The 13,368-nt window shown below is 72.9% G+C and carries 9 protein-coding genes; 4 read left to right on the top strand and 5 right to left on the bottom strand.

The features are described from left to right. Positions 1-77: 77 nt before the first annotated feature. A complete protein-coding gene (locus ABT354_RS21370; protein WP_351496086.1) occupies positions 78-626 on the bottom strand; it encodes a pyridoxamine 5'-phosphate oxidase family protein in 549 nt (182 codons plus the stop codon). 256 nt (positions 627-882) lie between these two features. Between ABT354_RS21370 and ABT354_RS21365 the strand changes: the two genes are divergently transcribed. Then, a complete protein-coding gene (locus tag ABT354_RS21365; protein WP_351496084.1) occupies positions 883-3,873 on the top strand; it encodes a bifunctional [glutamine synthetase] adenylyltransferase/[glutamine synthetase]-adenylyl-L-tyrosine phosphorylase in 2,991 nt (996 codons plus the stop codon). On the opposite strand, the gene ABT354_RS21360 is transcribed toward ABT354_RS21365, so the two are convergent. Further along, a complete protein-coding gene (locus tag ABT354_RS21360; RefSeq protein ID WP_351496082.1) occupies positions 3,861-4,517 on the bottom strand; it encodes a TetR/AcrR family transcriptional regulator in 657 nt (218 codons plus the stop codon). The genes ABT354_RS21365 and ABT354_RS21360 overlap by 13 nt on opposite strands. Before the next feature lie 288 nt (positions 4,518-4,805). On the opposite strand from ABT354_RS21360, the gene ABT354_RS21355 reads away from it, so the two are divergent. From ABT354_RS21355 to ABT354_RS21345, 3 genes are all read left to right on the top strand, one after another. After that, positions 4,806-6,368, top strand: a complete 1,563-nt coding sequence (locus tag ABT354_RS21355; protein WP_351496079.1) for an APC family permease — start codon at positions 4,806-4,808, stop codon at positions 6,366-6,368. After that, entirely contained in the window at positions 6,344-7,921 is a 1,578-nt protein-coding gene (locus tag ABT354_RS21350) for an amidohydrolase (protein ID WP_351496077.1), read from the top strand. Before ABT354_RS21355 ends, ABT354_RS21350 begins: the two co-directional genes overlap by 25 nt. A gap of 144 nt (positions 7,922-8,065) precedes the next feature. Next, on the top strand, positions 8,066-9,337 hold the full coding sequence (locus ABT354_RS21345) for a serine hydrolase domain-containing protein (protein WP_351496076.1): 1,272 nt from the start codon (positions 8,066-8,068) through the stop codon (positions 9,335-9,337). 26 nt (positions 9,338-9,363) lie between these two features. Here ABT354_RS21345 and ABT354_RS21340 read toward each other — a convergent pair whose 3' ends face one another. From ABT354_RS21340 to ABT354_RS21330, 3 genes are all read right to left on the bottom strand, one after another. Continuing rightward, positions 9,364-10,308 carry a phosphatase PAP2 family protein gene (locus tag ABT354_RS21340; RefSeq protein ID WP_351496074.1) on the bottom strand — a complete coding sequence of 315 codons (945 nt, stop codon included), beginning with the start codon at positions 10,306-10,308 and terminating at the stop codon, positions 9,364-9,366. Between the two features lie 194 nt (positions 10,309-10,502). Further along, on the bottom strand, positions 10,503-11,594 hold the full coding sequence (locus tag ABT354_RS21335; RefSeq protein WP_351496071.1) for a LacI family DNA-binding transcriptional regulator: 1,092 nt from the start codon (positions 11,592-11,594) through the stop codon (positions 10,503-10,505). A 1-nt stretch (position 11,595) separates the two neighbouring features. Next, complete coding sequence (locus ABT354_RS21330) at positions 11,596-13,197, bottom strand: glycoside hydrolase family 13 protein (RefSeq protein ID WP_351496069.1); 1,602 nt, start codon at positions 13,195-13,197, stop codon at positions 11,596-11,598. Between the last annotated feature and the right edge of the window lie 171 nt (positions 13,198-13,368).

The following is a 13,368-nucleotide window of genomic DNA, read 5'->3' as shown; positions in this document are numbered from 1 at the left end:
GATACCGCCCCGCGTGCGGGCCCGGACGACGACCGCCCAGCCGTCCCGGCCCGTACGCACGCGCGCGGGGCGGCGGGTCAGTGGGTGCCGGGGGCCGGGAAGCTCCAGCGGGTCTGGCCGTACGGGTCCTTCGCGAAGCCGAAAGCGGTCCTCGGCGCCACCCGGAACGCCAGCGCGGGACCGCCGTCGCCGACGAGGAAGCCGTCCGCCGCCTCGAAGGCCCACTCCGCCCCGTACTTCTCCCGGTACGCCCGTGCCAGCGTCCGCAGCCGCCCGTCGTCCGTCACCCGCTCCGCCCGGCCCTCGATCACCAGATCGGTGCCTCCGTCCATGGTGTTGACCCCGGTGGTGAGGACCACCTCCGGGTTGACGCGGAGATTCAGCTCCTTGCGCTCGCCCCGCCCGGTGCAGAAGTGCAGCCCGCCCCCGGACCAGACGGCGATCAGCGGGGTGACATGCGGACGGCCGTCCGGCCGCACCGTCGACAGCCAGAACAGTTCCGCCTCCGCCAGCAGCGACTCCGCCTCCGGCCAGCCCAGCGCGGTGGCCCCCTCCTCGCTGTAGTCGGCATTCAGCTCGGTGCGCGGGCTGGTGCGCGGGCTCTCCCGCGGCGCGTTCGACGACATGACCGGTCCTCTCCTGTTCGCTCCACGGGGCCTGTACGGGAACCCTGCTCCCGGTACGGTCCCGCTTCGTGGCGCGGGCCCGCACGGCCGGTACTCATCGGTCGGCGGCCGCCGGTGGGGCCCCCGGGGCCGCCCCTGCGGATAGTCTCGATTCCACGGGTCTTGATCGCAGAGGAATCACGGGATACCGGCGGGCGACCGCGGGCCCGGCACCGGTGCGGGCGGATCGCGGAACGCGGAACGAGGAGACGGCGGGATGACGGCGGTGCCGGGGCGCAGAAGCAGTACCTTCACACGGCTGCTGCGGCACGGCTTCACCGACCCCGGTGTCGCCGAGCGGCTGCTCGAACTCCCCGACATGGCCCCCGTACGGGCCGACTCCGTCCTGCTGGACGCCCTGGGCGCGGCCGCCGACCCCGATCTGGCGCTGCGTGCCCTGGTGCGGCTGGTGGAGGCGCAGCCGGACGCGGACCGGCGGACCCTGCTGGACACCCTGATCGCCGCCAAGCCGCTGCGGGACCGGCTCCTCGGGGTGCTCGGCGCCTCCGAGGCACTCGGCGACCATCTCGCCCGCCACCCGGGTGACTGGCGGGCGCTGGTCACCTATGAGGCCGCCGATCTCCACCCCGGGGTCGAGGAGTTCGAGGAGTGCCTCGGCGGCGCCGAGGACCCCATCGCCCTGCGGATCGCCTACCGGCGGTGTCTGCTCTCCCTCGCCGCCCGCGATGTGTGCGGCACCGTCGACCTCGCCGAGACCGCCGCCGAACTCGCCGACCTCGCCACCGCCACCCTGCGCGCCGCCCTCACCATCGCCCGGACCGCCGCGCCCGGGGACGCCGCCCGCTGCCGGCTCGCCGTCATCGCCCTCGGCAAGTGCGGCGGCCATGAACTGAACTACGTCTCCGACGTGGATGTCGTCTTCGTCGCCGAACCGGCGGGCGGCGCTGAGGAGAACGACGCGATCCAGGCCGCGACCCGGCTCGCCTCGCACATGATGCGGATCTGCTCCGAGACCACCGTCGAGGGGACCATCTGGCCGGTCGACGCCAATCTGCGCCCCGAGGGACGCAACGGCCCCCTGGTGCGCACCCTCTCCAGCCATCTCGCCTACTACCAGCGGTGGGCCAAGACCTGGGAGTTCCAGGCGCTGCTCAAGGCGCGCGCGGTCGCCGGGGACCCGGCACTCGGCCAGAGCTATGTCGACGCCGTCTCCCCGATGGTGTGGCAGGCGGCCGAGCGCGAGAACTTTGTCGCCGACGTCCAGAAGATGCGCCGCCGGGTGATCGACAACATCCCCGTGGACGAGGTGGACCGCGAGCTGAAACTCGGCCCCGGCGGGCTCCGTGACGTGGAGTTCGCCGTCCAGCTGCTCCAGTTGGTGCACGGCCGCAGCGACCCCTCCCTGCGCAGCGGCTCGACCCTGGAGGCACTGGCCGCCCTCGCCCGGGGCGGCTATGTGGGCCGGGTCGACGCCGCCCAGCTGGACGAGGCGTACCGCTTTCTGCGCTCCATGGAGCACCGCATCCAGCTGTACCGGCTGCGCCGCACCCATCTGGTCCCCGAGGACCCGGCCGATCTGCGGCGCCTCGGCCGCTCCCTGGGCCTGCGCCGGGACCCCGTCCATGAACTGCACCGGGAGTGGCGCCGGCACGCGGCGGTGGTGCGCCGGCTGCACGAGAAGCTGTTCTACCGGCCGCTGCTGGACGCGGTGGCCCAGCTCGCCCCGGGCGAGACCCGGCTCAGCACCGCGGCGGCGGGCCAGCGCCTGGAGGCCCTCGGCTATGCCGACCCCACCTCCGCGCTGCGCCATCTGGAGGCGCTGGCCTCCGGCGTCTCGCGCAAGGCGGCGATCCAGCGGACCCTGCTGCCGGTGCTGCTGGGCTGGTTCGCCGACTCGGCCGACCCGGACGCCGGGCTGCTCGGCTTCCGCAAGGTCTCCGACGCGCTCGGCAAGACCCCCTGGTATCTGCGGCTGCTGCGGGACGAGGGCGCGGCGGCGGAGAATCTCGCCCGGGTCCTCTCGGCCGGGCGGTTCGCCCCCGATCTGCTGCTGCGGGCGCCGGAGGCGGTGGCGATCCTCGGGGACCCGGGCGGTCTGCGGCCCCGGGGGCGGGACCATCTGGAGCCGGAGATCGTGGCGGCGGTCGGCCGTGCGCAGTCGGCCGAGGACGCGGTCGCGGTGGCCCGTGCGGTCCGCCGCCGGGAGCTGTTCCGTACCTCGGCGGCCGATCTCATCGGCTCGTACGGCACCGAGGAGAACCCCGCGCAGAGCGACACCGCCGCCCTGGTCGACCAGGTCGGGCAGGCGCTGACCGATCTGAACGCGGCGACCCTCGCGGGCGCGCTGCGGGCGGCGACCCGGGAGCGGTGGGGGGACGACCCGCCGACCCGGTTCGCGGTGATCGGCATGGGCCGGTTCGGCGGCCATGAGCTGAACTACGGCTCCGACGCGGATGTCCTCTTCGTCCATGAACCCCGGGAGGGGGTGGACGAGCAGGAGGCCGCGCGCGCCGCGAACACGGTCGTCTCGGAGATGCGCCGGCTGCTCCAGCTGCCCACCGCCGATCCGCCGCTGCTGATCGACGCGGATCTGCGTCCGGAGGGCAAGAACGGCCCGATGGTGCGGACGCTCTCCTCGTACGAGGCGTACTACCGGCGCTGGTCGCTGGTGTGGGAGAGCCAGGCCCTGCTGCGGGCGGAGCCGATGGCGGGCGACCCGGGGCTGGGGGCGCGCTTCATCGAGCTGATCGATCCGCTGCGGTATCCGATGGAGGGGCTGGGCGACGGGGCGGTCCGGGAGATCCGCAGGCTGAAGGCGCGGATGGAGTCGGAGCGGATGCCGCGCGGCGCCGATCCCACCCTCCACACCAAGCTGGGCCGGGGCGGGCTGAGCGATGTCGAGTGGACGGTGCAGCTGATCCAGATGCGCCATGGCTGGGCGGAGCCGGGGCTGCGGACCACCCGTACCCGGGTGGCGCTGTCCGCCGCGCGGGCCGCGGGGCTGATCCCCACGGAGGAGGCGGAGATCCTGGACGACGCCTGGGTCCTGGCCTCCCGGGTGCGCAACGCGGTGATGCTGGTACGGGGGAGGGCGGGCGACACCTTCCCCTCCGACGGCCGTGAGCTGGCGGCGGTGGGGCGCTATCTCGGCTATGAGCCGGGGCATGTCGGCGACATGCTGGACGACTACCGCCGCACCACCCGGCGGGCGCGCGCGGTGATGGAGACCCTCTTCTACGACGCCTGACGGCCCGGGGGCGCGGGGTCGGGAGAGCCTGCCCCGGTCGTCTCCGCCAGCAGGGCGCGGAAGCGGTCCAGGCAGGCGGCGAGGGTCAGTTCGAAGGCGGCGTCGGTCCGTCCCTCGGGCCGGGCCGCCAGCGCCCGGGCGAGCAGCGGGGTGGCGGTGGCGTCGGCCGGCTCCCACATGGTCTCCGGCGCCGCGAGATCGAGCGCGGAGCCCAGGATCAGATTCTCCAGCGCGATGATCACCCGCATCACGTCCCGCAGCGCGAACCCCGCGTCCAGCAGGACCCCCACGGCCGCCTCGTACTGGCCGAGCACCCTCGGCGCCCGGACCGGGGCCGCCATCAGCAGCGGGATCGCCCGGGGGTGGGCGGCGAAGGCGGCCCGGTAGGAGCGGGCCCAGGCGGCCACCGCCGCGTCCCAGGGCAGGGTGCCGAACATGGAGGCGTCGATCGCCTCGCAGACCCGCTCCCGTACCAGCTCCACGATCGCGTCCCGGCCCTCCACATGGTGGTAGAGCGAGGCCGCCCGTACCCCCAGCTCCCGGGCGATCTCGGGCACGCTGAACTCGCCCCGCTCGTCCACCAGCCGCAGGGCGGCGGTGGCGATGCGGTCGCGGTCGATCAGGGGTGTGCGCGGCCGTCCCATGTGGTGTCGTCCCTCTCGCCTCTCGCCTCTCCCCGCGACGCACCGCCGGGTCCGGCCCGCCCGGTGTCCCCGTCGGGTGTCCTCGCCGTGGGTCCCGCCGTGTGTTCCCGGCCATGTCTTCCCCGTCGCGTCCTCCGGAGGTTACATTGCCCATAACCGAAAGCCTTTAGGTTTCCCGGTTCCCCCTGGCGTGCCCCCACGCACCCACGCGTCCGCCGCTCCCCGCCGCCGGGCCGCAGCGCTGTCCCCGCCGTACCGCCGTACCGCCGTGGAAGGGTAGATCCGCCGATGTCCGACACCTCCCCGGGGCTGAGAACCGGCACCCTCTCCACCGCCGACATCGCCTTCTTCGTGATCTCCGCCGCCGCCCCGCTCACCGTGATGGCGGGCGTCGCCCCCATCGCCATCGTCCTCGGCGGCATCGGCGCCCCCGCCGGATATCTGCTCGCCGGGATCACCCTCGCGATCTTCGCCGTCGGCTTCACCACCATGAGCCGCCATGTGCGCGGCGGTGGCGCCTTCTCCGCGTACATCACCCGCGGCCTCGGCCCCGTCGCCGGGATCGGCGCCGCGCTGCTCGCCCTCGTCGGCTACACCGGCATGGCGATCGGTGTCTACGGACTCCTCGGCTCCGCCACCGCCGACACCGGAGCGGCCCTCTGGGGCGCCGACCTCCCCTGGCTGCCCGTCTCCCTCCTCGGCCTCGTCCTCATCTGGTACGGGGGCCACCGCTCCATCGACTTCGGCGCCAAGGTCCTCGGCGTCCTCCTGGTCGCCGAGACCGGGATCCTCGTCCTCCTCGCGGGCGGCGTCCTCGCCCGGGGCGGCGCCGACGGCCTCGGCCTCGCCTCCTTCACCCCCGGCCAGGTCCTGGTCCCCGGCACCGCCGTCGTCCTCGCCTTCGCCTTCGCGGCCTTCATCGGCGTCGAGTCCACCGTCATCTACCGCCGGGAGGCCCGCGACCCCGAGCGCACCGTCCCCCGCGCCACCTACGTCGCCGTCGCCTTCCTCGGCATCTTCTACGCCTTCATCGTCTGGACCGTCATCCAGGCGTTCGGCGACGAGGCCGTGGTCGAGGCCGCCACCGACGACCCCGGCGGGCTCTTCTTCGCGGCGATCACCACCTATGTCGGGTCCTGGGCCGCCGATCTGATGCATCTCCTCATCGTCACCAGCGTCCTCGCCTCGCTGCTCGCCTTCCACAACGCCATCAACCGCTATGCCCTCGCCCTCGCGGAGGAGGGCGTCCTGCCCCGGGCGCTGGCGAGGATCCACCCCCGCCACCGCTCCCCGTACCTCGCCGGAGTCGCCCAGACCGCCCTCGGCGCGGTGGTCGTCCTCGGTTTCGGCCTCGCGGGCGCGGACCCGTACACCCAGCTCCTGCTCTGGGTGAACACCCCCGGGATGATCGCCCTGATGGTGCTGATGGTCCTCGCGGCGGTCGCCGTGTTCAGGTATTTCCGCCGGGTGGAGCACGGCGAGGGGGTGCTGCGGACGGTGGTCGCGCCGCTGCTCTCGGCGGTGCTGCTGACCGTGGCGATCCTGCTCATCGTCGACGGGATCCAGCTCTTCACCGGGGCCTCGACCCTGGTGAACACGGTCCTGCTGGCGCTGGTCCCGGCGGTCTTCGCGTTCGGCACCGGGCTGGCGCTGTGGCTGCGGCGCCACCGCCCGGAGGTGTACGCGAACTTCGCCGCCGAGCCCCCGCCGCCGGGGACGGACGGTGACCTCAGCCGCCCCCGGGACCCCGGGGGCATCCCGAAGACCGGGGGGACCCCGCACCCCGGGGACACCCCGGACGACGACCTCGAACCGAGGAGTGAACCGTGCCCACAGCCGACATCGTCCTGACCGGAGCGAAGGTCCGCACCCTGGACCCGGACCGGCCGCACGCCACCGCCGTCGCCGTCAGGGACGGACTGATCACCGCGGTCGGCGACGACCGGGACGCACGGGAGTGGCGGGGCCCCGACACCCGCGCCCTCGACCTCGGCGGCGCCACCCTCACCCCCGGCTGGACCGACGCCCACAGCCATCCCGTCTGGGGGCTGGAACTCGCCACCGGTACCGATCTCTCCGCCGTCGGCGACCTGGCCGGGCTGACCGCCGCGCTGCGGGGCGCGGAACGGACCGACGGCTGGATCCTCGCCCACGGCCTCGACCACAACGCCTTCGAGGGGCGGGCGCCGCACCATGCCCTGATCGAGGAGGCGACGGGCGGCGCCCCCGCCCATATCCGGCTGTACGACGGACACTCGGCGCTGGTCAGCGCGCGGGCGCTGGAGCTGGCCGGGATCGACGGGCCGCGCTCCTTCGACCAGCGCGCCAGCGTGGTCTGCGACAGCGAGGGCCGGCCCACCGGACATCTCATCGAGCACGCCGCCATGGAACTGGTCGCGCCGGTCCTGCCGCGCACCCCCGACACCGAGCGCGCCACCCGGCTGACCGGGCTGCTGACCGCGATGGCCGCGACCGGGCTGACCACCGCCCATGTCATGGACCTCGGCGGGGACGCGCTCCGGCTGCTCACGGCGGTCGAGTCGGCCGGGGAGCTGCCGCTGCGGCTGCGGCTCTCGCCCTGGTGCATGCCGGGGGCCGGGCCCGGGGAGCTGGCGGAACTGGTCGCGCTCCAGCGGGAGCGGGGGCGCGACTGGTACGTCGGCGGGGTCAAGTTCTTCATGGACGGCACCGTCGAGGGCGGCACCGCGTGGCTGGACCACCCCGACTGCCACGGCCAGGGCACCGACGCCTTCTGGCCCGACCTGCGGGCGTACAGCGCGGCGGTACGGGTGCTGCACGGCGCGGGGGTGCCGACCGCGACCCATGCCATCGGGGACGCGGCGGTCCGCCATGTCCTGGACACGGTGGCCGCGCTGCCCACCGGGGACGGATCGCCCCGCCATCGGATCGAGCACATCGAGACCGTGCCCGACGACCAGATCGGGCGGTTCGCCCCGCTCGGTGTGGTGGCGTCGATGCAGCCGCCGCACGCGGCGTACACCCGGGCCGACCACAGCGACGAGTGGTCGCTCCGGCTCGGCGGGGAACGCGCGGGGCGCGCCTGGCGCTGCCGTGATCTGAGGGACGCGGGCGCGGTGCTGGCCCTCGGCTCCGACTGGCCCATCGCCCCCTACGACGCCCGCCAGGTGCTGGCGACGGCGCGGGCGCCCCGGGGCGCGGTGACCGGTCCGGGGCTGACCGGGGCGATGGCGCTGGAGGGCATCACCTCCCATGCCGCGCTGGCCGCCGGCGAGGAGCACCTCACCGGCCGTATCGCCGCCGGCTTCCGCGCCGACCTCACGGCCCTCGCCCTCGACCCGGTGACCGCACCCGTGGACGAACTTCCCGACGCCCCCGTCCTGCTGACGATGGTCTCGGGCCGTGTCACCACCCTGACCCTCTGACGGTGCCCCCGGCCCGTACCCATGGCCGGATCCCACCGCCCGCTCCCGGACAAGCTCCGGACGGAGTCAACCCCCGGCTCCCGGGGCGGGGTCCTCCCTGATGCAGGGGAACCAAGGACACCACCAGCATCAGGGAGCACAGACATGCCCGCAGGACACAACACCACTCGCAGGACCCGCATATCCCGCAGGATTCGCGCCGGTGTGGTCGGGGCGGTCGCGGCGGCGCTGGCCGCGACCGCCTTCACCGCCGCTCCGGCCCAGGCCGCCGACCGGGCGGAGCGGGGCCATGAGACCACCCAGCGGGCGCTGGAGTCGCTGGTGGCCGCCGGCTACCCGGGTGTGGTGGCGGAGGCACGGGACAGCGACGGGGTCTGGCAGGGCCGAGCCGGGGTCCGGGACCTCCGCACCGGCGCCCCGCGCGACCTCCAGGACCGCTATCGCATCGGCAGTGTCACCAAGACCTTTGTCGCCACCGTCCTGCTCCAGATGGAGGCCGAGGGCCGGCTCGACCTGGACGACACCGTGGAGAAGCACCTCCCGGGGCTGGTCCGGGGCAACGGCAACGACGGGCGGAAGATCACCGTACGGCAGCTGCTCAACCACACCAGCGGGCTCTACAACTACACCAACGACCCCGCCTTCGCCGCCCGCACCTTTGTCGCCCCCGGCTTCTTCCAGCACCGGTACGACAGCCACGCCCCCCGCGACCTGGTGCGGATCGGCCTTTCCCACCGGCCGGACTTCGCGCCGGGGACCGACCACGCCTACTCCAACACCGGCTACATCCTGGCCGGGCTGATCATCGAGAAGATCAGCGGCACCAGCTACGAGCAGCAGGTCCGCCAGCGGATCGTGAAGCCCCTCAAGCTGCGGCACACCAGCCTCCCCGGTGACCGCCCCGATCTCCCGGCCCCCAGCTCGCGGAACTACTCCACCCTGAGCGAGGACCCCGCCGAGACCCGGCTCCACGATGTGACCGCCAACAACATGTCCTGGGGCTGGGCGGCCGGGGACATGATCTCCACCACCTCCGACGTGAATCGTTTCCTCGGGGCGCTGCTGCGCGGAAAGCTGCTGCCGGCGGCCCAGCTCGACGCGATGAAGACGGCCGTACCCGTGGCCGGAAACCCCATGTACAAGAGCTATGGCCTCGGTCTCTACTCCGTCCGCAACAGCTGCGACCGCGAGCTGTGGGGCCACAGCGGCGGCGTGATCGGCAGCGGCACCGAGGCGACCGGCACCGCCGACGGCCGTCATCTGCTGACCTACACGGCCAACGGTGAGCAGGGCGGCGGTACGAGCCCGGTGGAAGCCGAGTTCTGCGGCGTTACGGGCAAGGGCGCCGGGCCGGCCGGGGAGGGCAAGAGCGCCGGGACGGCCGAGGGCGCCGGGCCCCGTACACCGCTGCGCTGACCAGCGGAGAGCACGGGGGCGTGCGCTCAGACGCGGGCGCCCCCGCGCACCGGCGCCGCCGTCCGCTCCGGCTCCCGCTCCTCCCCGGCCCCGGCCTTGGCTCGGGCCCCGGGCACCTTGGGCAGCCGGTGCGGCAGCGCCAGATACCAGCCGTACGAGACCGCGAAGCCGACCGCGAGGCAGAGGATTCCCCCCACCGCGTCCAGCCAGAAATGATTCGCGGTGGCGACAATGACGACCAGGGTCACCGTCGGATAGAGCAGCCCCAGGATCTTCACCCAGGGCGCCTTCGCCAGCAGGAAAATGATGACACCGCACCACAGCGACCAGCCGATGTGCATCGACGGCATCGCCGCGTACTGATTCGACATGTTCTTCAGGTCGCCCGATGCCATCGACCCCCAGGTCTCATGGACCAGGACCGTGTCGATGAAATCCACGCCCTCCATCAACCGAGGCGGAGCGAGCGGATACAGGTAGTAACCGACCAGGGCCACACCGGTCGTCGCGAAAAGCACGAGACGGCCCGCCGCATAGCGCCCGGGGTGCCATCGGTAGAGCCACACCAGGACGCCGATCGTCACGATGAAGTGCAGCGTCGCATAGTAGTAGTTCATCGACACGATCAGCCATGTCATGGAATTCACCGCATGGTTGACCGAATGCTCGAAGGCCAGCCCCAGGGATTTCTCGAATTCCCAGATCCAGTCCGCGTTGCGCAGCGCCTGAGCCTTCTGCTCGGGCACCGCATTACGGATGAGGGAATAGGTCCAGTAGCTGATCGCGATGAGCAGGATCTCGAACCAGATACGCGGACGCCGGGGCGAGCGCAGCCTTCCGAAACTCCCCCGCAGACGCGCGGCGCGGGAGCGTGCCGATACCGGTTCCGAGGAATCCGCCGTCTCCCTTTCCATGGGTGACGGGCCGGTGGCCGTACGGCCATCCCTGGTCTTCACGGTCGTTTCACCCATAGGACGAGAGTCTGCCAGATGCACGCCCACCCACCGATCATCCCCTGGTCCCCTCACCGCCGCGACCGCTCCATCCTAGGGAGGAGACGCCGTGTCCTCACAGCGGGTTCACCAGGGGCGGCGGAGAGCGACAGCCGCCCTCCCGGACGTGGACAGCCCGGACGTGGACAGCCCGGACGCGGACGGCCGTCCGCTCAGGCGCGGGGGCCCGACGCGGTCGAGCCCCGCACCACCAGCTCCGGCATGAAGACGAACTCCCCGTAGGTCCCCGAGTCCGCCCGCGCCCCCGAGTCCCCCCGGTCCGCGCCCGTGGCGGACCGGATCTCCTCCAGCAGCGCCCGTACCGCCGCCTGCCCCATCGCGGGCACCGGCTTGCGCACCGTGGTCAGCGGCGGATCGGTGAAGGCGATCAGCGGGGAGTCGTCGAACCCCACCACCGAGATGTCGTCCGGGACCTCCAGGCCGCGCTGGCGCGCCGCCCGTATCGCCCCCAGCGCCATCATGTCGCTGGCGCACACCACCGCCGTGCACCCCCGGTCCAGCAGGGCCGAGGCCGCCGCCTGTCCGCCCTCCAGCGAGTACAGCGAGTGCTGGATCAACTCCGCCTCGATGACCTCCGGCGCCACTCCCAGCCGGTCCCGGACCACCTGGACGAAGCCCTCGATCTTCCGCACCACCGGGACGAAGCGGCGCGGGCCGAGCGCCAGCCCGATCCGGGTGTGCCCGAGCGACACCAGATGGGTCACCGCCAGCCGCATCGCCGCCCGGTCGTCCGGGGAGATGAAGGGCGCCCGCACCTTCGGCGAGAAGCCGTCGACCAGGACGAACGGCATGTTCTGCGCGCGCAGCTGCTCGTACCGGCCCATGTCCGCCGTGGTGTCCGCGTGCAGCCCGGAGACAAAGATGATCCCGGAGACGCCCCGGTCCACCAGCATCTCGGTGAGCTGGTCCTCGGTGGCCCCGCCGGGGGTCTGGGTCGCCAGGATCGGCGTGTAGTCCTGGCGGGTCAGCGCCTGCTGGATCACCTGGGTCAGCGCGGGGAAGATCGGGTTGTCCAGCTCCGGGGTGATCAGCCCCACCAGCCCCGCGCTGCGCTGGCGCAGCCGCACCGGTCGCTCGTAGCCGAGGACGTCCAGTGCGGCGAGTACGGACTGACGGGTGGTCGCGGCGACGCCGGGCTTGCCGTTCAGAACACGGCTCACCGTCGCTTCGCTGACCCCCGCCTGGGCGGCTATGTCTGCCAGTCGTGCGGGTGCGGTCACAGGGGTGGACTGTACCCGCCGCATCTCAGACTGCCCACCAGACACAGGTCTCGCCCGGGATACGGACGGCGGCACCGCCGAACTCCAGGGCGGCGGAGGAGAGCACCGGACGCCCCGGCACCGGCAGTTCGGCCTCGGTCGGCAGGGTGTTCAGGGTGCAGACCAGACCGGGACGGCCGAAGGCCAGCACGCCCTCGGGCGCCGGGAGCCACTCCATCTGCCCGTCGCCGAGCCCCGGCAGCTCCTTGCGGAGCGCCAGCGCCGAGCGGTACAGCTCCAGCGTGGAGCGGGGGTCCCCGCTCTGCGCCGCCACCGACAGACCGCGCCAGGCCGCCGGCTGCGGCAGCCAGCTGCCCCCGGGGCCGAAGCCGTACGGGGCCTCGTCGCCCGACCACGGCATCGGTACCCGGCAGCCGTCGCGCATACCGTCCTGGCCGTCGCCCCGGAAGAAGGCCGGGTCCTGGCGGACCGCGTCGGGGAGGTCCTCGACCTCGGGCAGCCCCAGCTCCTCGCCCTGGTACACATAGGCCGAGCCGGGCAGCGCCAGGGTGAGCAGCGCCGCCGCACGGGCCCGCCGCAGCCCCTGCGCGCCGCCGCCGTAGCGGGTGGTGTGCCGGACCACATCGTGGTTGGAGAGGACCCAGGTGGTGGGCGCCCCCACGGAGGCCGTCGCGGCCAGCGACTCGTCGATGACCTTCCGCATCGCCGCCGCCTCCCAGTCACAGGTCAGGAACTGGAAGTTGAACGCCTGGTGCAGCTCGTCGGGGCGGACATAGAGCGCCAGCCGCTCCGAGGTGGGCGCCCAGGCCTCGGCGACCCCGATGCGCTCGCCCTCGTACCCGTCGAGCAGGGTGCGCCAGGAGCGGTGGATCTCATGGACGCCGTCCTGGTCGAAGAAGGGGAGCACCTGGGCGCCGATCAGCTTGGCCTGCTCGCTCAGTCCGATGTCGGGCAGTCCGGCCGCCTTGACCATGCCGTGGGCGACATCGATCCGGAAGCCGTCGACCCCGAGGTCCAGCCAGAAGCGGAGGACGGAGTCGAACTCCTCGCGGACCCTCGGGTGCTCCCAGTTGAGGTCGGGCTGCTCGGAGGCGAAGAGGTGGAGGTACCAGTCGCCCCGCTCGGTCCGGGTCCAGGCCGGGCCGCCGAAGACGGACTCCCAGTCGTTGGGCGGGAGTTCGCCCTGCTCGCCCTGGCCGGGACGGAAGTGGTACAGCTCCCGCTCGGGGCCCCCGGCGAGCGCGGCGCGGAACCAGGCGTGCTGGTCGGAGGTGTGGTTGGGCACGATGTCGACGATGATCCGCAGCCCCAGCCGGTGGGCCTCGCGCACCAGGTCGTCGGCGTCGGGGAGATCACCGAAGAGCGGGTCGACGGCCCGGTAGTCCGAGACGTCGTAGCCGCCGTCGGCCTGCGGGGAGGCATAGAACGGGGTGAGCCAGACGGCGTCGACGCCCAGCTCCGCCAGATAGGGCAGCCGGCGGCGGATGCCGCGCAGATCCCCGATGCCGTCGCCGTCGCTGTCGGCGAAGGAGCGTACGTACACCTGGTAGATGACGGCATCCCGCCACCAGCCGGCCGAGTGGGCGGCGGTCTGGTCACGGAGGGTGGGAGCGAGCTCCTGGGTCATGTACGTTCCCTTGAAAGTCATCAAATACGTTGTCGTACGGGCATCTGCCGGGAGTTGTCCCGTCAAGGCCGCCCGCGAAGGAGATGTCCCCGTACAGGATGTTTTCCCGGTACGGGGAAGTTCTCCCCGGTGTGCTCCCGCTCAACGCGTCCGGGACGGCCCCGGACACCT

This window comes from Streptomyces sp. NPDC000594 (assembly GCF_040299965.1).
GTDB lineage: Bacteria > Actinomycetota > Actinomycetes > Streptomycetales > Streptomycetaceae > Streptomyces.
Note: the sequence above shows the minus strand (reverse complement) of the source record. Positions and strands in the feature narration are given on the sequence as shown.

Excerpts from the sequence above, each read along its gene's own strand:
- ABT354_RS21330 (WP_351496069.1), bottom strand. The coding sequence starts at position 13,197 with ATGACCCAGGAGCTCGCTCCCACCCTCCGTGACCAGACCGCCGCCCAC.
- ABT354_RS21335 (WP_351496071.1), bottom strand. The coding sequence starts at position 11,594 with ATGCGGCGGGTACAGTCCACCCCTGTGACCGCACCCGCACGACTGGCA.
- ABT354_RS21355 (WP_351496079.1), top strand. The coding sequence starts at position 4,806 with ATGTCCGACACCTCCCCGGGGCTGAGAACCGGCACCCTCTCCACCGCC.
- ABT354_RS21370 (WP_351496086.1), bottom strand. The coding sequence starts at position 626 with ATGTCGTCGAACGCGCCGCGGGAGAGCCCGCGCACCAGCCCGCGCACC.
- ABT354_RS21345 (WP_351496076.1), top strand. The coding sequence starts at position 8,066 with ATGCCCGCAGGACACAACACCACTCGCAGGACCCGCATATCCCGCAGG.
- ABT354_RS21340 (WP_351496074.1), bottom strand. The coding sequence starts at position 10,308 with ATGGGTGAAACGACCGTGAAGACCAGGGATGGCCGTACGGCCACCGGC.
- ABT354_RS21365 (WP_351496084.1), top strand. The coding sequence starts at position 883 with ATGACGGCGGTGCCGGGGCGCAGAAGCAGTACCTTCACACGGCTGCTG.
- ABT354_RS21360 (WP_351496082.1), bottom strand. The coding sequence starts at position 4,517 with ATGGGACGGCCGCGCACACCCCTGATCGACCGCGACCGCATCGCCACC.